Annotated in this window: 22 protein-coding genes and 2 pseudogenes; 10 read left to right on the top strand and 14 right to left on the bottom strand. The window is 60.1% G+C overall.

Annotated features, from left to right (window positions below; genetic code table 11):
* The first annotated feature begins 65 nt into the window (after positions 1-65).
* The 6 genes from NKI52_RS21910 to NKI52_RS21935 all read left to right on the top strand — a co-directional run bounded on the left by NKI52_RS21910 (position 66) and on the right by NKI52_RS21935 (position 6,286).
* A complete protein-coding gene (locus tag NKI52_RS21910) occupies positions 66-1,073 on the top strand; it encodes an ABC transporter substrate-binding protein (RefSeq protein ID WP_352699505.1) in 1,008 nt (335 codons plus the stop codon).
* Positions 1,070-1,654, top strand: a complete 585-nt coding sequence (locus tag NKI52_RS21915) for an SCO family protein (protein WP_352699507.1) — start codon at positions 1,070-1,072, stop codon at positions 1,652-1,654. The genes NKI52_RS21910 and NKI52_RS21915 overlap by 4 nt, the downstream gene beginning before the upstream one ends.
* Positions 1,620-4,274 (top strand): GAF domain-containing protein, encoded by a 2,655-nt coding sequence (locus NKI52_RS21920; RefSeq protein WP_352699509.1) that lies wholly within the window; start codon positions 1,620-1,622, stop codon positions 4,272-4,274. Before NKI52_RS21915 ends, NKI52_RS21920 begins: the two co-directional genes overlap by 35 nt.
* Entirely contained in the window at positions 4,271-4,561 is a 291-nt protein-coding gene (locus NKI52_RS21925; protein WP_352699511.1) for a response regulator, read from the top strand. Before NKI52_RS21920 ends, NKI52_RS21925 begins: the two co-directional genes overlap by 4 nt.
* The gene (locus NKI52_RS21930; RefSeq protein WP_352699513.1) at positions 4,450-5,394 is read left to right on the top strand and encodes an adenylate/guanylate cyclase domain-containing protein; all 945 of its coding nucleotides are present in this window, start codon (positions 4,450-4,452) and stop codon (positions 5,392-5,394) included. Before NKI52_RS21925 ends, NKI52_RS21930 begins: the two co-directional genes overlap by 112 nt.
* Before the next feature lie 295 nt (positions 5,395-5,689).
* Positions 5,690-6,286, top strand: a complete 597-nt coding sequence (locus tag NKI52_RS21935) for a tyrosine-type recombinase/integrase (RefSeq protein WP_352699515.1) — start codon at positions 5,690-5,692, stop codon at positions 6,284-6,286.
* Positions 6,287-6,463: 177 nt separating this feature from the next.
* On the opposite strand, the pseudogene NKI52_RS21940 reads toward NKI52_RS21935, so the two are convergent.
* The 3 genes and pseudogenes from NKI52_RS21940 to NKI52_RS21950 form a co-directional block, all read right to left on the bottom strand.
* Positions 6,464-6,640 (bottom strand): annotated as a pseudogene (locus NKI52_RS21940) (LuxR C-terminal-related transcriptional regulator); the annotation flags it as partial.
* Between the two features lie 238 nt (positions 6,641-6,878).
* Positions 6,879-7,073, bottom strand: coding sequence for a DUF4062 domain-containing protein (locus NKI52_RS21945; RefSeq protein WP_352458912.1), 195 nt, complete (start codon positions 7,071-7,073; stop codon positions 6,879-6,881).
* Between the two features lie 222 nt (positions 7,074-7,295).
* Complete coding sequence (locus NKI52_RS21950) at positions 7,296-7,967, bottom strand: Crp/Fnr family transcriptional regulator (RefSeq protein WP_352699517.1); 672 nt, start codon at positions 7,965-7,967, stop codon at positions 7,296-7,298.
* A gap of 224 nt (positions 7,968-8,191) precedes the next feature.
* Here NKI52_RS21950 and NKI52_RS21955 point away from each other — a divergent pair, with 224 nt between their 5' ends.
* Positions 8,192-8,353: a hypothetical protein gene (locus tag NKI52_RS21955; RefSeq protein ID WP_167522729.1), complete on the top strand. Its 162-nt coding sequence runs from the start codon at positions 8,192-8,194 to the stop codon at positions 8,351-8,353.
* 830 nt (positions 8,354-9,183) lie between these two features.
* On the opposite strand, the gene NKI52_RS21960 is transcribed toward NKI52_RS21955, so the two are convergent.
* The 4 genes and pseudogenes from NKI52_RS21960 to NKI52_RS21975 form a co-directional block, all read right to left on the bottom strand.
* On the bottom strand, positions 9,184-9,585 hold the full coding sequence (locus tag NKI52_RS21960; protein WP_352699519.1) for a GNAT family N-acetyltransferase: 402 nt from the start codon (positions 9,583-9,585) through the stop codon (positions 9,184-9,186).
* 169 nt (positions 9,586-9,754) lie between these two features.
* Positions 9,755-10,375: a hypothetical protein gene (locus NKI52_RS21965; RefSeq protein ID WP_352699521.1), complete on the bottom strand. Its 621-nt coding sequence runs from the start codon at positions 10,373-10,375 to the stop codon at positions 9,755-9,757.
* 192 nt (positions 10,376-10,567) lie between these two features.
* Positions 10,568-11,023, bottom strand: coding sequence for a LysR substrate-binding domain-containing protein (locus tag NKI52_RS21970; RefSeq protein ID WP_352699746.1), 456 nt, complete (start codon positions 11,021-11,023; stop codon positions 10,568-10,570).
* A gap of 154 nt (positions 11,024-11,177) precedes the next feature.
* Positions 11,178-11,315, bottom strand: a pseudogene (locus NKI52_RS21975) (helix-turn-helix domain-containing protein); the annotation flags it as partial.
* A gap of 557 nt (positions 11,316-11,872) precedes the next feature.
* On the opposite strand from NKI52_RS21975, the gene NKI52_RS21980 reads away from it, so the two are divergent.
* Positions 11,873-12,649 (top strand): GHMP family kinase ATP-binding protein, encoded by a 777-nt coding sequence (locus NKI52_RS21980; protein ID WP_352923445.1) that lies wholly within the window; start codon positions 11,873-11,875, stop codon positions 12,647-12,649.
* Complete coding sequence (locus NKI52_RS21985) at positions 12,646-13,701, top strand: cysteine synthase family protein (RefSeq protein ID WP_352458033.1); 1,056 nt, start codon at positions 12,646-12,648, stop codon at positions 13,699-13,701. The genes NKI52_RS21980 and NKI52_RS21985 overlap by 4 nt, the downstream gene beginning before the upstream one ends.
* Positions 13,702-13,741: 40 nt before the next feature.
* On the opposite strand, the gene NKI52_RS21990 is transcribed toward NKI52_RS21985, so the two are convergent.
* The 6 genes from NKI52_RS21990 to NKI52_RS22015 form a co-directional block, all read right to left on the bottom strand.
* Positions 13,742-14,473 carry an amino acid ABC transporter ATP-binding protein gene (locus tag NKI52_RS21990; protein WP_352699523.1) on the bottom strand — a complete coding sequence of 244 codons (732 nt, stop codon included), beginning with the start codon at positions 14,471-14,473 and terminating at the stop codon, positions 13,742-13,744.
* Positions 14,470-15,126, bottom strand: coding sequence for an amino acid ABC transporter permease (locus NKI52_RS21995; protein ID WP_352699525.1), 657 nt, complete (start codon positions 15,124-15,126; stop codon positions 14,470-14,472). The genes NKI52_RS21990 and NKI52_RS21995 overlap by 4 nt, the downstream gene beginning before the upstream one ends.
* Before the next feature lie 112 nt (positions 15,127-15,238).
* Positions 15,239-15,985 carry a substrate-binding periplasmic protein gene (locus NKI52_RS22000; RefSeq protein WP_352699527.1) on the bottom strand — a complete coding sequence of 249 codons (747 nt, stop codon included), beginning with the start codon at positions 15,983-15,985 and terminating at the stop codon, positions 15,239-15,241.
* Positions 15,986-16,148: 163 nt separating this feature from the next.
* Entirely contained in the window at positions 16,149-17,441 is a 1,293-nt protein-coding gene (locus NKI52_RS22005) for a threonine synthase (RefSeq protein ID WP_352699529.1), read from the bottom strand.
* A complete protein-coding gene (locus tag NKI52_RS22010) occupies positions 17,438-18,631 on the bottom strand; it encodes a M24 family metallopeptidase (protein ID WP_352699531.1) in 1,194 nt (397 codons plus the stop codon). Before NKI52_RS22010 ends, NKI52_RS22005 begins: the two co-directional genes overlap by 4 nt.
* The gene (locus tag NKI52_RS22015) at positions 18,621-19,412 is read right to left on the bottom strand and encodes an IclR family transcriptional regulator (RefSeq protein ID WP_352699533.1); all 792 of its coding nucleotides are present in this window, start codon (positions 19,410-19,412) and stop codon (positions 18,621-18,623) included. The genes NKI52_RS22010 and NKI52_RS22015 overlap by 11 nt, the downstream gene beginning before the upstream one ends.
* Positions 19,413-19,540: 128 nt before the next feature.
* Here NKI52_RS22015 and NKI52_RS22020 point away from each other — a divergent pair, with 128 nt between their 5' ends.
* Positions 19,541-19,801 carry a helix-turn-helix domain-containing protein gene (locus NKI52_RS22020; protein ID WP_352638213.1) on the top strand — a complete coding sequence of 87 codons (261 nt, stop codon included), beginning with the start codon at positions 19,541-19,543 and terminating at the stop codon, positions 19,799-19,801.
* 27 nt (positions 19,802-19,828) lie between these two features.
* Here the strand turns inward: NKI52_RS22020 and NKI52_RS22025 are convergent, their stop codons facing one another.
* Complete coding sequence (locus NKI52_RS22025) at positions 19,829-20,044, bottom strand: helix-turn-helix domain-containing protein (RefSeq protein WP_352595442.1); 216 nt, start codon at positions 20,042-20,044, stop codon at positions 19,829-19,831.
* Positions 20,045-20,119 lie beyond the last annotated feature (75 nt).

Consider the following 20,119-nt stretch of genomic DNA (forward strand, 5'->3'; position numbering starts at 1 on the left):
TAAAGCAGGAGTTGAAGACGTAGGCAATCGCCGAACGTCGTGTCCCATCAGGGAAGGAAAGGCTTATGCAGATCATCCAGAACCGCCGCCGTTTCCTCACAGGCCTGTCCGCGCTCGCAGGTGTGGGTCTTGCAAAGGGCCGCAACGCGGCCGCCGCCGAAGCGGCACCTGAAACCACAATCGCCCGCTTTGCGGCGGCGCCCGGTATCTGCATTGCTCCGCAGTACGTCGCCGAGGATCTGATCCGAGCAGAGGGGTTCTCAGATTTCGGCTTCGTGGCCGCCGAAGCTGGTATCGCCCAGACCGAGATGCTGGCGCGCGGCGACATCGACTTCGGCATTGACTTTGCCACGGCCCTAATCATTCCAGTCGACACTGGCGCCCCGATCAAGGTGATCTCCGGAGTGCATGTCGGCTGCTACGAGTTGTTCGGACGCGAGGACATCAAGAGCATCGCGGATCTCAAGGGCCGCAAAGTCGGCGTCGGCGGCAATCTATCGTCGGATCCGCATATCTTCGTCAGTGCCATGGCGACCTATGTCGGCCTCGATCCGCAACGCGACATCGAATGGATCGTCGGCGAGGCAAAGCCGGCGGAGCTCTTCGCCGAGGGCAAGGTCGACGCCTTCCTGGCTTTTCCGCCTGAGGCTCAAGACCTCCGCGCCCGCAAAGTCGGCCACGTCATCCTCGACAGTTCCAAGGACCGGCCGTGGTCGCAATATTACTGCTGCATGCTGGCGGTCAACGCTGCGTATGCCGAGAAAAATCCAGCTGCCACCAAGCGCGTCATCCGGGCCATCATCAAATCGGCCGACATCTGCGCGGCCGAACCGGAACGGGTGGCACGCCTCCTGGTGGATGGCGGACACACCGAACAATACGACTACGCCGTGCAGTCGCTCCGCGAGCTCCCATACTCTAATTGGCGCGACTTCGATCCCGAGGACACGATGAGGTTCTTCTCGCTGCGGCTGCATGAAGCCGGGATTGTCAAGTCGAACCCAAACGAGATCATCGCGAACGGCACGGATTGGCGCTTTTTCAAGGAGGTCAAGCGCGAGATGAAAACATGAGCGAGTGGGCGGCGCGCATCTTGGTGCTGGCGCTGATGGCCGGGCCGGCACACGCGCACGACGCGCCGCACGACGAGCGCCTGCCGACGATCGGACAGGCGCCGGACTTTACCTTGGTATCGCAGGACGGTGTGCGTGTGTCGCTGCACGACTTTCGCGGCAAGGTGGTCTCCGTATCATTCATCTATACGTACTGTACCGACGTCTGCCCCATGCTGACCGCCCATATGGCCAGCGTGCAGGAAAAGTTGGGTAGTGCATTCGGACCGAAAATCGCCTTCGTTTCGATCACCGTCGACCCGGAGCGCGACACGCCCGATGTTTTGAAGGAATATGCGCAGAATTTTGGCGCCGATCTGAAGGGCTGGTCGTTTCTTACCGGTGATCCGGCGATTGTCCATGAGGTTGGACGGAAATACGGGGTCATCGCGAAGAAAGCGGCGAACGGAGATGTCGACCATACCTTGTTGACGTCGCTCGTGGACCCCGGTGGCATCTTGCGAGTACAGTATCTTGGTGTCCGGTTCGACCTGGAGGAGTTCCGGGATGACCTTCTCAGCCTCTTGGACGAATCCAAATAGCATAACGAACCGGCTCGTTGGCTGGGTTGCCCGGCTGCCGGCGCGCGTCCAGACCAAGCTCTTGATCGCGTTCCTGTCGATTGTCGGCCTGCTGATCGTGCTCGGGGCCGTCGGGTTGCAGGTGCTGAGTGGGGTCAATGATCAAACAAACGAGCTGATCAAGTTGCAGCGCCGGATAGCAGCCTATCGCCAGGTCCAGCACGATACGACCACCCAGCTCTACGGCATCTCCACCGCCCTTTTGCTTCAGGACGACCGGATGCTGGATGCGGCGCTGCGCCAGCTCAACCAGTTCGGCTACGACCTCGACCGCATGGAGTTCGTCGCCAAAGCCGAGGTGGAAGTGCTTGGCCAGGTCAGGGAAGAGTACGAACGGCTGACGGCCGGGGTGACGCACGTGGCAGAGCTCGTCCGCGCCGGCCGCACTGAGGAGGCGCGCAAGGTTCAGCTTGATGAAATCATACCGTCGGCTGATAGCCTCGAGCGGCTGACAAACCAGCTGGTCAACATGGCCGAGGCCGACATGGTAGTGGCCATCGAAACGACCGAGGGTGCGTACGGCACGTCCAGACTGATCGTGGTCTCGTTTGCTGTGGGCAGTATCCTGCTGGCGTTGGGGCTCGGCTACATCATCTCCTGGTCGTTGATCGAACCGGTCAAGAAGATCGAGACGCGCCTCAGCCAGATAGCGGCCGGCGACTTCGCCCAACAGGTTGCCGTCGCCAATCGCGACGAACTTGGAGTGCTCGCCGCTAACGTCAACCAGACCTCCGACCAGCTGGGGCGCCTGTATCAGGAGATTGAGACACGCACCCAGCAGCTCGACGAAGCCCTTCAGCAGCAGACCGCCACTGCAGACGTTCTGAAGGTCATCAGCCGCTCTACCTTCGATCTGCAGGTCGTGCTCGATACGTTGGTGGAATCGGCTGTCAGGCTCTGCCGTGCCGACAAGGGTGGTATCGTGCAGTTGCTGGATGGCGTATTCCGCTATGTGTCGACGCATGGCTACCCGCCCAGTTTCCGTGCTTATGTCGACGCCAATCCACTTCCAGCGCTTGCCGCAGGCCGAGGCTCCGCCGTAGGGCGCGTAATCGAAGATCGGCGGATCGTGCAAATCGAAGACGTGACCGCTGATCCGGACTACCGCGTCGCCTTGATCGCTGAGGCAGGCGGATTCCGCACCGTCCTCGCTGCCCCGCTGTTGCGGGAAGGTGATCTCGTTGGCGTATTCGTCATGACGAGGGTTGAGCCGCAACCTTTCAATCCCAAGGAGATCGCGCTCGTCGAGACATTCGCCGACCAGGCGGTGATCGCCATCGAGAATGCGCGGCTTTTCGAGGCGGTGCAGTCACGGACGCGCGAGCTTGCCGCGTCTGTTGGTGAGCTCGAGGCGCTTGGTGAGGTGAGCAAGGCGGTCAATTCGACGCTGGATCTCGACACGGTGCTGAAAACGATCGTCGCGAAAGCGGTCCAGTTGTCGGAGACGGATGCTGGCACCATCTACGTGTTCAGCAGCACGCGGCAGCAATTCCGTCCGCGCGCAAACTTCGGTATGAGCGATGAGCTTATCGCCGCAGTCTCACACCAGACGATCGGGCTGGCCGACATGGGGATCGGCGACGCACCCGGGCGCTGCATGCCGGTGCAGTTTCCCGACCTCAGCGAGGAGGCCTCATCCTTCCTTGTAAGAAAGACGATCCTCGAAGCCGGATATCGCGGTATCCTGATCGTTCCGCTGCTGAGGCCCAACAAGATCGTCGGTGCACTGGTCGTCAGGCGCTACAAGCCAGGTGCCTTCCATGAGCAAGTTGTCCACCTGCTGGAGACCTTCGCAGCCCAATCGGTGCTCGCGATCCAGAATGCCAAGCTGTTCCGGGAGATCGAGGAGAAAGGCCGGGAGTTGGAGGCTGCTAGCCGCCACAAGTCGCAGTTCCTAGCGAACATGAGTCACGAGCTCAGGACACCGCTCAATTCGGTCTTAGGCTTCACAGAACTGCTGGTCGACGGCATCTACGGCGAACTCCCGGACAAGGCAAAGACGACCGTCGCGCGCGTGCAGGCAAACGGCCGTCACCTCCTCGGGCTCATCAACGACGTACTCGACCTTTCCAAGATCGAAGCCGGCCAGCTCACGCTGGCGATCGAGGACTACTCCGTCGCGCAGATTGTTCGTTCGGCCGTTACGGCTGTCGAGCCGCTGGCACGAGCGAAGGGTCTCGAGCTTTCAACGACTGTTGCCGAGAAACTTCCAATCGGCCGCGGGGACGAACGCCGTTTGACGCAGGTCCTGCTCAATCTTGCAGGCAATGCCGTCAAGTTCACCGAAACGGGTGCGGTCGACATTCTTGCCGATGCGGTCGACGGGCACTTCGAGATCACCGTCCGAGACACCGGTCCCGGCATCGCGTCCAAGGACCAGGCTCTCATCTTCGAAGAATTCCAGCAGGTCGACAACAGCAGCACCAGGCAGAAGGGTGGCACAGGTCTTGGCCTGGCGATCTCGAAGCGCATCGTTGAAATGCATGGCGGAACCATAGACGTCGAGTCCGTGATCGGGTCAGGGTCGACATTCCGTCTCAAGGTACCAATCCGGGTGAATGAGGACGTGAGGGCCGCATGAGCAAACGAATCCTGATGGTGGAAGACACCGAGGACAACCGCCAGATCATCCGCGATCTCATTGCCACCACCGAATACGAACTGATCGAGGCAGCGGACGGCGCCGCCGGCATCGCTGCAGCCGGAGCGCACAGGCCAGACCTGATCCTTATGGACATTCAGCTAGTGTGGTACGCATGCTCAAGCATGATCAATCGCTGCGGTCGATCCCCGTTATTCTGGTCACTGCGAAAGCCGACACGCGCGACGTGGTCGATGGGCTGGACGCCGGTGGCGACGACTATCTGACAAAGCCCTTCGAGCACAGGGCGCTGTTAGCGCGGGTGCGCTCGATGCTGCGTCAGAAGGCGCTTCACGACACTGTCGCGAGCCAAGCCAAACGCCTTGAGGACCAAGCCGCGCAACTTTCCGACTGGAATCGCTCGCTCGAGCAAACCGTGGCCGATCAGGTGACGGAGCTCGAGCGAATGGCGCGGCTCAGGCGGTTCCTGCCCGAACAGGTCGCCGACCTCATCGTTGCGGCGGGCAATGGAGATGCGCTCTTGCAGAGCCACCGTCGCGAGGTGACCGTTGTCTTTTGCGATTTGCGCGGCTTTACTGCCTTCGCAGAGACCGCCGAACCCGAAGAAGTCATGACCGTTCTTGCCGAGTATCATTCCTGTCTTGGTGAACAAATTGTCCGCCACGAGGGGACTCTCGAGCGGTTCGTGGGCGACGGTATCGTCGTGGTTTTCAACGATCCACTGGCATGCGCCGACCACAGCGAGAGAGCTGTCTCAATGGCTGCTGCAATGCGCGACGCGATTGACGAGCATTCAGAGCGATGGCGCAAGCGGGACTATTTGCTTGGCTTTGGGATCGGCATTGCCAGGGGCCACGCAACCATCGGGCGCATCGGTTTTGATCAGCGCTCGGACTATGCCGTCATCGGCACTGTGTCGAACCATGCCGCCCGATTGTGCGAGGAGGCCAAATCGCGCCAGATTCTTGTTAGCCAGCGGGTCCTCGGCGCTGTCGAGTCGCTGGTCGATTCCGTTCTGGTTGGCGAACTGACGCTGAAGGGTTTTCGCCGCCCGATGCCTGCCTATGAAATCGTGCGGTGGATCGGTCGGCCAAGCTAGCGTTGGACGCACGCTGGTCTCTTTCGGAGATACGGCCCATCGAACCGTCGGCACAAAGCATCCCAGCCACGACCGATCTCGAATCCGCCCGCAACGGGGAGAAAGTGTGCGTTCTGCCAGTAGCAACCCTGATGGCAGCCTGTGGCGCGACTGCGCCCATTACCGCGGTCAGCTTCAACGGGAGAGCCGGTATCCGACCTATTGAAGTACCCCTCATTGTCGGCTCCGGAGGCGCTAGAATGCGCGAGCCCGCATCGGGCGCTGCGGCTGTGGAGGGCGGCATGGGAGAAGGACCATGCCTAGTTGGAACCCAGGCCACATTGTTGGCCAGAAGCCTCCGCTCAAGCCACGAGAAGTCTGGAGCATCCGGACGCGACTGCAGGTATCAGGCGCAGAACGCGATCTTGCGCTGTTCAATCTCGCGATCGACAGCACGCTGCGCGGTTGCGACCTGGTTACGATCACCGTCGGAGACGTCGCCCTTTCGGGTAGCGTGCGTGATCGGGCGGTTATCGTACAGAAGAAGACAGGGCGGCCAGTGCAGTTCGAGATCACGGAGCAGACACGCGCGGCCGTCGGTGCATGGATCGCAGGCCGAGGCCTGACCGAAAGGGATTTCCTTTTCCCCAGCCGGGTTCGCGCTAAGCCGCACATGTCTACGAGGCAGTATGGGAGGATCGTAGGCAGATGGGTGGCCAGCATCGGCCTCGACCCGAAACGATATGGTACGCACTCAATGAGGCGGACAAAGGCATCACAAATCTACAAGAAAACGGGCAACATCCGCGCCGTCCAGCTGCTACTCGGTCACACGAAGCTGGAGAGCACCGTCCGCTACCTCGGGATAGAGGTCGATGACGCGCTGGCGATTTCCGAGCAAGTCGAACTATAGGCTACGCGGAGCGGCGCCGGCATGAAGCGTCGCTCCGTGACCCGAACCGGACCTTGCTGACACGCAGACAGTGTCCGCCGCGCGACGTGGCCGCAGTGGTTGCCGGTTCCAAGAAGACGCCCGCCGCAGAGTCCGCCTGCGATCCGTTCCGACATCACACACCAATTGCAGAGGCTATTACAGCGGTATAGCCAGCGAGTGGGCGAGCTTGATGAGATCGGCCTGGCGGCTTGCTCCCGTCTTGAGGAAGATGTGCTCGAGATGTGTCTTAACGGTCGTGCGCCGGATCCCAAGCGCCGCTGGCGTCTCCAGCGTCGTCCTGCCGGCAGCGATCTGCTCGAAGACGTGCGCCTCGGCGGCGGTAAACCCGCAGCATGCTCACCGAAAAAGACGATCGCTGATCACCCCTCACCATAGCGTCATGGTCCAAGACAGCGGGGATCCTTGTCCAACGCATTGTCTGAATCGATAGCCGACAATCGATTCACGACATCGATGGAAATCTGAGATGTCGTCCCAGCCTATGGAAGGGCCGGCATCTCCCCGTCACCGACCCGCCAGGTCCACGCACCCATCTCTGGCCGGTTCGCGATCATGTCCTGCAACGAAGCCTCGAACGCTTCGTCCGCACCGGCCGGGATGACAAAGAGTGTCGTCGCTGGCTTGGAATGCCTCCATCCCCACAGGAATATGCCCGAGGGTTAAGAACGGCCTCGATGACCGACCGTCTTTCGTCCACCAAATCGGCATAGGTCGAGCTGACGAAGATCTGGTATTTAACGTCCATGCGGCTTCACCCTTCGATCCGCCCTTGTAAGTCTGCAAGCAGGCTGGGGATAACGCCGTGCCCGCATCAAGAAGCCGAGTCATGATTCTTGCAAGGGGTGAAGCGATCAAAGCCCGACCCGCGCGCTGGCACGCTAGGTTGCCCGGTTTGCCGGAAGGAATAATCACTTGCGGCCGAGGAGTATGAAACGTGCGGTGCCCCCCGCCGCAGCGACAGCCTTCGCTATTCCTTCTTGTCGACCAGCGCCCGTAGTGCCGAGACGTCATGCAGCAATAACCTGCTGCCGCGCTTTTCGATCAGGCCTCTCTTGGCGAGGTCGCTCATTTCGCGCGAGACCGCTTCCCTGTGCGTGCTCATCGTTGCCGCCAGCTCGGAATGCGTCGGTGCCGGGCTTATGGACACCTCGCCGTCCACGAGTGCGGCTTTCTCCGCCCGATGCAGGAGCTCGACGATCAGCCGTTTTCGCACGACCAGAGTGCTGTATTCGAATACCCGCTCGGTCATGCGCCGGAGCTGGGCAGACAGATGCTCAAGCAGCATCCAGGCAAAAGTCGGGTGGGTCATCACGATATCCCGGAATGCTGTGCCGGACAGCCGTGCAGCGCGGGTTGCCTCCAGCGCGATTACGCTGGCAGAGCGTGCAATCCCGTCAATGCCTCCGAGCTCCCCGAAAATGTCACCCGGTTCGACATCGCGATACGCTATCTCCCTGCCGTCCGCTGAAACCAGTGTCACGCGAGCCCGTCCTTCCAGCAGGAAGAAGACATCGCGACCAGTGTCGCCGTGGGAAATGATTAGCTCGTTGTGTCGATAGCTGCGCTCATGCCACCGTTTGGTCAGCGCGGCGAGGTCGGCATCGCAAAGTCTTGAGATGAAGGCCAGAGAGCCTGTCACAACGGTCTCTTGTTCAATCAAGGGTACTTCACCTTACTCCCTATCCAAGGAAATTTGATGGCCGCGGGCCCCGCTTTCCGGGATGCAAACTGGGAGCGGATTTCGCCAATGTTTTCCCCGGTGTGGGAATTCCCACAGCCGAGCCTGGTTCGACTGTCATATCCTTGTTGCAACGTCAGGCCCGCCGGCTCGTGTGCAAGCCGGCGAAGGGAAAGGGAACAGTCATGAAATTCTTGGCTCCCGTCACAAAACTTGCTGCGGGGTTTCGCAAATTCGTCGCGCCGCGCTACCGCCCGGAGCTTTATTACATGCGTGGCCCGGGGCCAGCCACCGCCCGCCGTATGGGCACGCCGCGGCAAAACCAATCCATCGACCACTACGCCTAATTTGCCTCGCGGACGGCTGACGCTCTCGCCGGGAGTGCCGTTCGCGCCGTTCCGTACCGGTCAATTCAGATCAATGAAGGGACGATCTGATCATGGTTATAATTCATGCTGCCGCCATTGGTCCATTTCGCAGGTGGTTACGCCTCCGCGCCGAGCGAAAAGCTCTCTTGTCGGCAACGGACCAGTTGAGCCGTTTACCCGATGACGTCCTTGGCGACATCGGCATCTCACGTGACGAAATCATGTGCGATTTGCGAAGCCGCGCCATCCGTCATGCGGAGGCAGGCGCGGCCGGCACGACGATCGAGCGCACCAGGATCGCTTCGGCCTCGATCCCGAAACGGTTGGCCGCCGGCAGTGGCTACGCCTCGGCCGAGATCCCCTTTGGCTGGTCCACGAGCGCGCGATCGAGCCTTACATCGCGGCTTCGACAAGCAGCGGCGCGCGGACGGGACCTTCGAACGGCACTACACCTGCGACCCCAAGGACTGAATGTTGACCGACGGGAGCTGGGGAGGATCTCAAAATGATCATGTCAGTTGTTAAGTCCCTCGCGTCTGTGACGCTCGGCACCGTGCTGATCGCAATCAGTCCGGCTTCATTGTCGGCTTCTGACGCTCAGGATCTCGCGTTCGCTCACGCTGACATGCCAATCAAACAGCTGAAAGACGTCTATTTGGATTGCGAGCGGGGAGGCCGCCGGTGCGCTGGGGACGGAAGACGTGATGTACTGTTCGATGCGCGAGTTCCGACTAGGCGCGAGATAGCAGTTTGCGCATAATCAACGATGCATGGCCTTCTGCACCGTGCGACGCGGCCCTGCGATCGAATCACTTCGAACCATGTTTGCGGTAAAAGGCCATTGCCCGGTCGTTTCCCTCGAGCACTTCGAGTGCGATGCTCGGGATGCCGGAATGGGCGGCAAAGACAGCGTGCAATATATTAGCGGCTAGCCCGGTGCCGTACTCGCTTTGATCGATGTGGAGCCCGTCAAGCATGACGTCGCCGGCTTCATTCATCTTAGCCATCGCGTAGCCGGCAATCGAGCCGTCTGGCCGTTCTGCCACGAACGACATTTTGTTGGTGTCTGTCAGTTTCGCCGCAATCCGCTGCAGCGTGTGATCTTCATCCGAAATCCGGGCCGCGGTCTCGGCACCCATGATTGGCGAGTACGTCCTGCGCCAAGACTCTCCAATGAGCAGCGATACCGACGGCACGTCCTGCTCAGTCATGGCTCTGATTTGCGTCATCGATAATGTCCCCTGCCGGTCAATTATAGCGTTGCCGGACGGGCCGCTCAAATTCGGAGCGGCGGCCTACCGCCGCTTCATCGCATGGGGTCACGCCGTTCCCTTACACCTACCATCAGGCATGGTCCGCAGGTCGACTCCTACCGATGAGCTAACGTCCGCTCTGGAGAAGCACCGCGAATGTCTGAACATGGCGCTCCTTGCCCGTTCGGGTGGACAAAACGAACAGCCGCTGTCCACCTCTGAGCGGCAGTTTAGTTGGGTGCCAAGCGTTAGATTTTGGCAGGAAGCGGCCGGCTTTGCGACCGCCAAGCCGACCGCGGTCGATCAGCCCGCGCAGTTCTGGAACAGGTTCGGTAGCCGGTGGACCTCGTCGAGCATAACCAGCTTGTCCTGATGCTCGGCCAAATAAAAGCTCCGGCTCGGCAAGCCGTGCGCGGTCGGCGTCCGACTCGAGGTCAAGGTAGATCGAAGGACGCCGTTCGGCTATTTCCGGCGCCAGGGTTGTCTTGCCGACCTGAAGCGGCCCGAGCAGCGCAACAGCGGGCATGCTGTCCAGCGTCTCGGTGAGTTCTATGCTGATGCGGCGTCCAATTATGCTTGCAATTATGGAGTACAGTTCCAGTTTTGCAAGGAAACCGGCAGCCCAGCCGTGCAAGACGCGCAGAGGCAAGGGCGTTAAAAGGCGCCGACGCCTTAGTTGTGAGATTGGCCCGGAACCGATCCCGCCGATGCTGACCCGGTTCATCACAATAAACAGAGCATTCGCCAAGGCACGACGGACTCTGAAACCGGGTTGATTGTCCGACCATGACGGTCGGATAACTGTCAGGACGAATACCGATCGCGCAGGAACGCGACGAAGATCGGTAAGGCAGGATTGGCGTTGTCGGGTCGCCAACGGGCTAAACTGGAGATCTGAATTGGTTTGCCCCGATCCGCAGCTTACGACAGATCGCATCTTTTAAGAACCCTGTCGGCATCTCGGTCGTGGATCAGAGCGACTACAAGCCCGTTTCCGACGAGGTGCAAAGATGCCTGCACTGACGTGATGTTCGAGGATTGGAGGATGCTGCACGCCGCGTCCAACAGCGTCGGCGAGCAGAAATGCTTCGCCTCTGCGGACGAGCAACGTCTCTTGGTCCAGATCCTGCCACTCGATCACGGAATGGCTTGCGAGAGAATGATTTGAAGCAAGAACGACAGCCAGAGTGTCTTTCCACAGTGTCAGTTCGCATGCGCCGCCGGTGAATCGGGAGGAGAAGGACACGACGACGTCGGCCTGGGTGGCACCCAGAGCAGCCTTCGGCGAAGGATAAGAACTCTCTATCAAGCTGACGGTCACATTTGCATGAGATTGCCCGAACTCGATGATTGCATCCAAGCCTCGCCCGGCGAGGATGATTCCGTTGGAGCCGATGGAAAGCTTTCATGTTCATCTTTGGTGGCGGTCCTGGCCAGAGTGAGAGTATCATCAAGCTCGAGCAGCACGGAGCGCGGACGCTCCAGGAAAGCGCTCGCCTGCCGGGGTTGGGCCGATGTCGCGGGCATGGCGGCGAAATCCTCGTTCCCATGGCGTATTCGAGATCGCGTATGCGCCGGCTGACGGCGGAGTGATCGATCCCTGCGCGTCGCGAGGCGCGAAGAAAGCTGCCCTCCTCCGCGACCACAAGTGCATAATTGAGGGTCGCGAGTTGGACGGAGCTCCGCATCTCTGCTCAAAGTCAAGTTGGCGACAAAACGCGTTTGAGCGCTTTTGGCCGCTGCGGACTATCGCCAGATCTCAGTATTGACAAAGGGTGGGCAGTCCAACCCTCCTTAGAAGAACAATACTGAAAACACCGTGCATGGCCGCACTCGTTTCGGATTACTTGGCGCATGGCCAACCGTTCCCGAAACGTGTGCTGCTGTGTTTAGTCCAGTATTGGAGGCTCCAATTGGTGGGGTAATCTTGTCCGTATCTTTGCACGATGTGCTTGCCAATGGCACTACCAAGATTTGGCGAGTGACAGCACGGGTCAGTCGCACGCATCATCGCCCAATGCCATGGTGAGGAGATGATGCGGTGATACAGACAAGCACACCGAGATCCGGCCAGCAGACACATTCGAGCAACATCAATTGCGAGACTGTCACGTGGCCTCTGGTGGTAGGAGTCGGTCGGGCACACGCCCATCACGGGGAATTCCTCCAAGGCGTCTTTGAAGCGGAAAACGGACGGCTTTGTCGCGGACTCGTCACGCTTCCGCTGACGTCGCAAGAGTCGCTAGTGACCTTCTGGCCGGATGAACAAGATGGCATTCGGCCGCGACCCGCAAACCGGATCAAAGCGGCGCGCGCGGCGGCCCTCACGCTCGAGCATGTCGGGGTAGCTGGAAGAGGGGGAGAATTGACGATCGAAAGCTCTATCCCGATAGGGCACGGCTACGGTTCCTCTACGGCAGACGTCATTGCGTCGATCCGCGCGGTCGCGGCTTCGGCGCGCGTCACGCTGCGCCAGTCAACTGTTGCGCGACTGGCGGTGGCCGCGGAAGGCGCAAGCGACGCCATCGCCTACTGCGACCAAGCTCTCCTCTTCGCTCACCGGGAAGGCCGTACAATCGAACATTTCGGAGGCGAGTTCCCGCCCTTTCTCGTTGTGGGTTTCAGGGACGGCAGTGCCCGGCCCATCGACACGCTGGGCATGCGACGAGCACGCTACGATAGTGAGGAAATCGGAGTCTTCCGTGTTCTGCGCGGATTGGCGTGTCGCTCAATTAGGCAACAAGATCCCCGCCTGCTTGGACGTGTCGCAACCATCAGCGCCAGGATAAGTCAGAGGTATCTGCCGAAGGCAGCTTTCAACACTGTTCTGGACATAGCGCGCGGGCATGACGCATGCGGCGTGCAAGTGGCTCACAGTGGCACTTTGATCGGCATCCTCCTGGATGCTGCCGCACCGCGACCCGCCATGCGCGCCGTCGAACTCGCAAGGCAGTTGAGGGGCGCAGGCTTCACAGATGTTCATACATTTGGCCTTAACGCCGAAACGAGAGTAATCCAGTGAGCGCAGGTGAAGACTACTTACGCGCCTATGAAACACCGCGATTTGCCCAGCTCGCGCCTAACCTCAACGCCGCCTGCTTTTCCCTCATGAAGCTGCTGCCCGCCCGATTCATGGTGGACCGTGCAGAAGCATCAGGACGCCTTAAGCGCGGTGGGCACATCATTGAAACGACGTCGGGCACGTTCGGCCTGGCCATCGCCATGCTAGCTGCCGCCCGTGGGTATGGGCTTACGCTCGTCACGGCCTCCAGCCTCATCGACGTGAAACTCAAGAGACGGCTGGAACAGCTCGGTGCCAAAGTGATGGCCATCGATGATCCTCAGGGAGACGGCAATCAGCGTGGTCGGCTCGAGTACCTTCAGAAGACCTTGCAAGATAACCCGGACACGTATTGGCCACGACAGTACGACAGTCCGGAAAACCGGCTTGCCTACGCGCGCCTGGCGGATCTCGTTGTTCGTTCACTCGGCCGCGTCGATTGCCTCGTCGGCTGCGTGGGAACAGGGGGATCGCTGTGTGGAACCGGAGGTTTCCTTCGTGAGCTCTTTCCAGATCTCAGGATGATTGCTGTCGATACCCACAGAAGCATGCTCTTCGGCCAGCCTGTCGGAAGGCGCATGCTGCGCGGGCTCGGCAACAGCGTTTTGCCGGACAATGTTCGACATGAGATGATCGACGATATTCATTGGGTGGGCGCATTACCAGCTTACGCCATGGCGCATGGGCTTTTTCGCGATCACGGGCTGTTCATGGGCCCGACCAGCGGCGCCGCAGCCCTGGTCGGCGCATGGTTCGCCAAGCAAAATCCCGAAGCCTCCACCGTCGTCATAATGCCAGATGAAGGGCATCGTCACTCCGATACAGTCTATAACCCGGATTGGCTCGCCGGCTTGAAGGACTGGCCAATCTCAATTCCACTTGAGCCAACAGTTCTCAAGCGAATTCACCCGGCCGAGGAGACGGCATGGACCAGATTTCCTTGGGACCGTAGAACTCTAAGCGCCGTTCTCGCAGAGTTTGAGGGCTCGTCCCCGGCGGAGCGACAGGTCTGAATTCAGAGCTTTGACGCGACAAGGCAGCACCGGCCAAGAGTCAGACGGGGTGCATCACCCGGTGAAGAAAATCCCTAGTGCGTTCGTGCTTCGGGTGTCGAAGGAGCTCCTTGGCCGGACCTTGCTCGACGATCCGGCCGCCGTCGAGAAAGAGGACACTATCGGAAACCTCGCGGGCGAACTGAATTTCGTGCGTAACCACGAGCATGGTCATGTTCTCGTGTGCGAGCGCGCGCATGACCTGCAGGACCTCGCCGACCGTTTCCGGGTCAAGTGCGGAGGTGGGCTCGTCGAAAAGAATGGCCTGTGGGCGCATCGCCAGGGCGCGGGCGATGGCCACGCGCTGCTGTTGGCCGCCCGACAATGACGCGGGATAGGCATTCGTCTTATCGGCCAAGCCGACGCGATTGAGCAATGCCGTGGCCCGCTCCCGGACCTGCTTCCTATTTTCCTTCAGTACGTAGAGCGGCCCTTCCATGACATTTTCCAGGGCTGTGCGGTGCGGAAACAGGTTGAAACGTTGGAAAACCATGGAAACGCGGGCGCAGATGGCGTGAACCTGGGGCGAGGCGGCATCGACCACGGTGCCGTCGATGCTGATGCGACCGCGCTGATAGGTCTCAAGCCCGTTCACACATCGTAGAAGCGTCGATTTGCCGGAACCCGAGGGCCCAATCAGACATACGACCTGTCCTTTGGCGATCTCGGCGTTGATCCCCTTGAGGACTTCGTGGGCACCGAAGGACTTGTGCACGTTGTCAAAGGTGATCATCCCGCCGCCCCAAGATAGCTTTCGACTCTGCGCATAAACAAGTTCAGCGGAACCGTCAGGCACAGGTAAAGCAGTGCCACCAAGGTAAAAACTGTCATGTTGTCGAATGTGGACGACGCAAGCATCTTGCCTTGCATGGTCAGCTCCTGAACCGAAATCACCGACACCAGCGAGGAGTCCTTTAACAGCATGACCATGTTGTTGGCGTAAGGTGGCAGGATAATCTTGAATGCTTGCGGCAGCACGACGCGGCGCATCATCAACGGACGCTTCATCCCGATCGATTTTGCCGCTTCGATCTGACCCGTATCGACCGCCTCGATGCCAGCCCGGAAAGTTTCCCCGAGATAGCACGAGTGAGCCAGCCCGAGCCCGATCGTACCAGCCTGAAGGGCAGTCAGGTTGATGCCGATGTCGGGTGCGACAAAGTAAATATAGAAGAGAACCACGAGGAGCGGTATGCCGCGCACGAAGTCGACAAGGAGCCGTGTCGGCACTGCGAGGGAGCGAATCCCAGATGTTCTGAACAACGCCCAGACAAGACCGAGCGCGGTCGCAAGGCACAGCGCAAAAAGGGTTATCATGACGGTCAGCCAAACGCCGTTAAGAAGAAGCGGCAGATATTCCGTTGCGTGCGCGATGAATTTGGTCATGGCCGGCTCTTATTCCTCTTGGCACGTACCCGGCCGACAAAGCCGGTCATTCCGACGCGATCCTATGGTCCTGCCAGCCGGCGCCTGTTTCGCGGTCCATGCGCGATGGCCTTCAGAGACCATATTTGGCAAATATTCTCCTGAGTTCGCCGCTTTCCTTCAACTTCGCGATCGAAGCGTTCACCTTTTCGAGAAGCAGTGGATTTTCCTTGGCAACCGCCAACGCGACCTCGCCTTTTTTCATCGGCTGATAGCCGTCGACGAGGCGAACACCCAGTTCGGGATTCTTTGACAGCTGGTAGGCGACGATCGGGGCGTCACCAAAGCCGGCCTTGACGCGACCCAGGACCACATCACGCATCATGTCAGCGATCGAGTCGTAGAGCTTGACTTGGCCGAATACGCCAAGACCTTCCAGAGCGTCAGCGTAGGTTGAGCCGATCTGCGCGCCGACAGTTTCACCCCTGAGCTCCTCGATCGTGTAGTTTTTGCTGTCACCGGCAGCAACAAACATTGCCTCGCCGTAGGCGTAAACCGGCGTGCTGAAATCAATGACCTGCTTGCGCTTGTCCGTTATGAACATACTGGCTGAGATCAGATTGATTTTGTCGGTCGTCAATGCCGGGATCAGGGCAGGAAAAGCGTTTATTTGAAAATCGGCGGTCGTACCAAGGCTCGCGGCAATCGCATTTGCCAGATCGACCATCGCGCCTGTCGGCTTTTGGGTTGCGGTGTCGACAAACGTGAACGGCACCCCAGTTGGAGTAACGCCGACTCTGAGCGTTTCCTCGGCCATTGTCTGCGTTGCCATTCCGACACCGATAGCTGCAAGCCAGCCGATGAGCGTTTTCCGAAGCATGAACATTCCCCTTTCATCATGTTTGAATCGAGGTTCCGCTCGCTAAGCGAGTTGAATTTGCCTCTCGTGGATAGCTTTTGGAAGTCGCAATTCCGTCCAGTGGTGGACGAGATCATCAGTCGATCAGAAGTCGTATCTGTTCATGATCGTCTCTATCTTCTCTTCAGGACATCTTGGCCGCGCGTTGTTCATCAGAGGGCGTGAAATAGTCGCTGTCCTGGGCAAGGTGTTCCCACGCTTCGGCAACTGACCGAAACGATTGTTGTGCTTGGCCCGCGCCGGTCGAACGATCCAAATCCTTGAGGCCGCTCGCCGTCACGATGGCAACGACGCTGTCCGACCGCGCGATCGTGCCCTCGCGTCTCAAGGATTCAATAGCTGCAAATGGCGTCACCGAGGCAAGCTCGGCAAATACTCCCTCCGTGGCCGCAAGCTGCTGCTGCATGGCTATCAGGCCGAAATTGCCGACCGGCATCGCCATGCCGCCGGATTCACGCAGCGCGTTGAGCGCCTGAAACGTGCTGCGTGTGGTGCCGATCGAGATGGCAAGCGTGTCGAAAACCGCGGGAACCTCGGCGACCAGATCGGCCTTGCCGGCAAGCGCCTTGGCCAAGGATCCGTGCACTTCCGCCGCCACGAGTCTCGGCAACCGATCGATCCTGCCTTGGCTGAGAAGATGCTTGAATCCCGCCCAGAGCCCGGCAAGCGCGTCGCCATAGCAAACAGGCACGGCGCACCAGTCCGGCACGGCTCCGTGCATCTGTTCGACGATCTCATAAGCCAAGGTCTTGTAGCCCTCGATCCCGACAGGATGACTGCCCACCACGGGGCTGTGAAACGGTGATGTTGCAAACCATCCGAGGCGCTCGGTACCAGCGGCAAGCAATGGCCAGCGATGGGACTTGTCGGCCAGGGATACGACGCTTGCGCCGTATTTGCGGATCTGCGCCAACATTGCGCCGGCGGTGCCTGAGAATGTGACAACGACGCATTTCAGGCCCGCCCGTGCAGCATAGGCGGCAAGTGAGGCCCCGGCGTTCCCCGACGAAGCAGTCGCCACCACGCGTGCGCCACTCAAACGTGCCATGGACACCGCCACGGTCGAGAAGCGGTCCTTGTGGGACCACGTAGGGTTTGCGCCCTCGTCCTTGATAAGAAGCTTGGGGACGCCGAGCTGCTTTCCCAGCCTCTCGGCGCTCAGCAGCGGCGTCAGGCCCTCACCCAGGGAGATTGCATCGCCGAGCCCACAAGGAAGCGTGTCGGCATAGCGCCATAGCGAGGGCAGCGCGGCAACCGCTGCGGAAGCGGCCGACCTAGCTCCGGATGGATCGTAGACGACCTTAAGATTGGCTGGCGCTTCGGCGCAGCATATCGGGCAGCCGCGTGAGTCGATTTTGGTATCGATCGGGAACAAGGCGCCGCATCGAATACAGGAAAAACCTGCCGCGCGGCTCATAACGGAACCCGGGTGATTGCATCGTGCGTCTGCGTCAGCCGCTCCACTCCGCGCCGGCGAACAATCAGCATGTCCTCCACCTGGAGTCCCCAGCGGCCGATTTCGTAGTAGGGGGTCTCCACGCACAGCACCATTCCTTCTTCAAGGACGTCTGTACTGCGCGCCGAGAGCGTCGGCGCATCGTAACCATCAAGGCCGATGCCATGGCCGACGTGATCGCGCTCGTAGTGGGCAATTCCTTCGCTCTGAACCACACGAACCACCGTCTCGAAGAGCTGTGCTGCCGGCATGCCGGGCCGGATAATGTCGCAGGCATGCTGAACGCCGCGCAGCAGCGCCTGCTGTAGCCGATGCGCCTGCGGCGGCGGCTCGCCCAGCGTGGCGATGCGGGCAATGTCGGCGCGGTAGTGCCGAAACCGGCCACCGACGTCGAAGCGGATGATTTCTCCAGCGCCCAACTTGCGGTCGGACGGCTGGACGTTCATGAGCGCGCTGCGCTCGCCAAAGCCGATGCATCCCAGTACGGGCAGGGCGCCTTCCTCGACCGTCCTGACGTGAAAAGCGCGCGCCAGATCGGCTTCGGTGGCGCCTTCCTGAGCAAGGGCGAGGGCGGCTTGAATGGAGCGTTCGGCAATCTGGGCAACCTGGCCGAGCCGTTCGATTTCATCTGCCGTCTTTACGGCACGAACCTCGCGAAGCAGCGCCGTGGCTGGTAGGAACGACGCATTGGAAAAATGGGCTCTGAGGGTTTCCTGGTATCCTGGCGCGAGCCCCGCCTCGTCTATGCCGATCCGCCCGCGGCCGAGCCGGGCTTCTTCCAATGCCGCGATCAAAGCCGCAATTGCATCGCCATGCCTCGGCAGGTCGCGAAGCTGGAGGTGTCGTTCGTTGGCGCGGTCCACGGTGGTCGAGGAACCGACATCGGCGTAAAAGTCGCCGAAGCGCCGCACCTTGCTTACCCAGACTTCCTGATCGGCAATGAGGTCGAGCGTGCTGGTGCTGGTGATGATTTCAGGCGTGCCCTTGTCCGGAGCCGGCCACATTACATAAGTCTGCGGGCCACGACGAATCCATTGCGGCAGAGCCCAGAAGCCGCTCATATAGGTCACGTTTTCCGGTGTCGTGGCTATAACGGCATCAAGCCCGGCTGCCGACATGCATTGTTGCAGGCGGGCCTCGTTAAGCAGCATGATGGGAATCCCGAGCCTGTTTTGCTTCCAGAAAGCCGAGGCCGGCGGAAATGCGCGCCGCAGCCGCCATTACTGCCTCTCCAGTCTCGGCGATCTCCACATGCGGCCCCACAGACCGCGGGTAGGCCACACTTATCGCCGCGATGATCGTGCCTGATGCATCGCGAAGCGGTGCGCCGACAGCGATCAACCCGGTAAAGTTCTCGTCCAGGGAGGTTGTGTAACCGATAGATTCGGACGCCCTGATCTGAGCAACGAGCTTGTGCGGGTCCGTGACGGTGCGTACGGCAACCTGCTCCAGCGGACCCCGTCCGAGAATTCCAACAACTGCATCGCCGCTCAGCTCCATCAGGAGTGCCTTACCCAGCGCGGTGGAGTGCAAGGGGAACATTTCGCCGGGTGACGAGCGAATGACGACCGGACTCTTGCTGTGCACGGTCAGGAGATAAATACCGCGATTGCCTCGCCTGATGCCCAGGAATGCATTGAAGCAACCTTCGGCGGCCAACGCCTGCAGTTCGATTTCTGCCAAACCAACCAGGCGATCTCTGCCCAGGACCTTCCGCGCCAGCGCGAGAACAGAGTGACCGAGCCGGTAGCGCCGCGAGTCTGGCGACTGCTCGACATAGCCCTGCTCTGCCAGGGTGTTCAGAATTCGCTGCACGGCGGGAGCACTCTGCTCAAGCCGGCGGGCGAGTTCGCGCACCCCGACCGCTTCGTCCGCTTCCTTGAGGACATTGAGAACCGCAAGGCCACGTTCCAACGAAAGATTTCCTGTCACTGGCGTTCCTTATTTCGGAATGGCGTTCCGTAATATGATGAGAAAAGCAGCAATGGCGGCGTCTGTCAATGCCGAATGTTCACTATAGTGTGTCGTCCTAAAGTGTACGCAGCGACGACCATGCCCTCATGGACCTACGGGTGGTTGTCGGCTTGAACGTACAGAGGATTCGGCGCGCACAAGCCCTCTCTCAGGAGGAACTGTCGTTCCGTTCAGGGTTCACGCGCGCCTACCTGAGTGGTCTGGAGTCCGGCCGGCGCAACCCCACACTTCTGTCGCTTGCAAAGCTTGCCACTGCATTAAGCGTCGACATCGAGGAATTGACCAAACGGCCAGGCAAAGACGCCCCAGCTGTGGTGCAACGTGGGCGGCGCAGCAGAAAATCCTGATCCTCCCGCGGCCTCTTGGCCGGTGGATCACGGCGAGTTGCGACGGACGAGCTGCTCCACGTCAACCTGCAATGCCAACGCCAGTACCTCCAATGTATCGAGGGTCGGTGAGTTCTCCTCCCGCTCGAGCTTGCCGACATAGTTTCGATCAAGGCCGGCAAGGTCCGCGAGCTGTTCCTGCGACAAGCCGGTGCCCTGGCGAAGCAACCTCAGATTGCGAGCAAAAACCGACCTCAGCCTCATGCTGCGAGGCAGTCAGAACGCGCCCTTTAGTGCCACCTACTATAGTAGTCAAACGTCATGCCGCATGTTGCGGTC

It is taken from the genome of Mesorhizobium sp. M0590 (assembly GCF_040320905.1).
Classification (GTDB): domain Bacteria; phylum Pseudomonadota; class Alphaproteobacteria; order Rhizobiales; family Rhizobiaceae; genus Mesorhizobium.

What these genes read in the sequence shown, in the direction of transcription:
- NKI52_RS21910 (WP_352699505.1), top strand. Translation starts at nt 66, where the DNA reads ATGCAGATCATCCAGAACCGCCGCCGTTTCCTCACAGGCCTGTCCGCG.
- NKI52_RS21915 (WP_352699507.1), top strand. Translation starts at nt 1,070, where the DNA reads ATGAGCGAGTGGGCGGCGCGCATCTTGGTGCTGGCGCTGATGGCCGGG.
- NKI52_RS21920 (WP_352699509.1), top strand. Translation starts at nt 1,620, where the DNA reads ATGACCTTCTCAGCCTCTTGGACGAATCCAAATAGCATAACGAACCGG.
- NKI52_RS21925 (WP_352699511.1), top strand. Translation starts at nt 4,271, where the DNA reads ATGAGCAAACGAATCCTGATGGTGGAAGACACCGAGGACAACCGCCAG.
- NKI52_RS21930 (WP_352699513.1), top strand. Translation starts at nt 4,450, where the DNA reads ATGCTCAAGCATGATCAATCGCTGCGGTCGATCCCCGTTATTCTGGTC.
- NKI52_RS21935 (WP_352699515.1), top strand. Translation starts at nt 5,690, where the DNA reads ATGCCTAGTTGGAACCCAGGCCACATTGTTGGCCAGAAGCCTCCGCTC.
- NKI52_RS21945 (WP_352458912.1), bottom strand. Translation starts at nt 7,073, where the DNA reads ATGGACGTTAAATACCAGATCTTCGTCAGCTCGACCTATGCCGATTTG.
- NKI52_RS21955 (WP_167522729.1), top strand. Translation starts at nt 8,192, where the DNA reads ATGAAATTCTTGGCTCCCGTCACAAAACTTGCTGCGGGGTTTCGCAAA.
- NKI52_RS21960 (WP_352699519.1), bottom strand. Translation starts at nt 9,585, where the DNA reads ATGACTGAGCAGGACGTGCCGTCGGTATCGCTGCTCATTGGAGAGTCT.
- NKI52_RS21990 (WP_352699523.1), bottom strand. Translation starts at nt 14,473, where the DNA reads ATGATCACCTTTGACAACGTGCACAAGTCCTTCGGTGCCCACGAAGTC.
- NKI52_RS21995 (WP_352699525.1), bottom strand. Translation starts at nt 15,126, where the DNA reads ATGACCAAATTCATCGCGCACGCAACGGAATATCTGCCGCTTCTTCTT.
- NKI52_RS22000 (WP_352699527.1), bottom strand. Translation starts at nt 15,985, where the DNA reads ATGCTTCGGAAAACGCTCATCGGCTGGCTTGCAGCTATCGGTGTCGGA.
- NKI52_RS22005 (WP_352699529.1), bottom strand. Translation starts at nt 17,441, where the DNA reads ATGAGCCGCGCGGCAGGTTTTTCCTGTATTCGATGCGGCGCCTTGTTC.
- NKI52_RS22010 (WP_352699531.1), bottom strand. Translation starts at nt 18,631, where the DNA reads ATGCTGCTTAACGAGGCCCGCCTGCAACAATGCATGTCGGCAGCCGGG.
- NKI52_RS22020 (WP_352638213.1), top strand. Translation starts at nt 19,541, where the DNA reads ATGGACCTACGGGTGGTTGTCGGCTTGAACGTACAGAGGATTCGGCGC.
- NKI52_RS22025 (WP_352595442.1), bottom strand. Translation starts at nt 20,044, where the DNA reads ATGAGGCTGAGGTCGGTTTTTGCTCGCAATCTGAGGTTGCTTCGCCAG.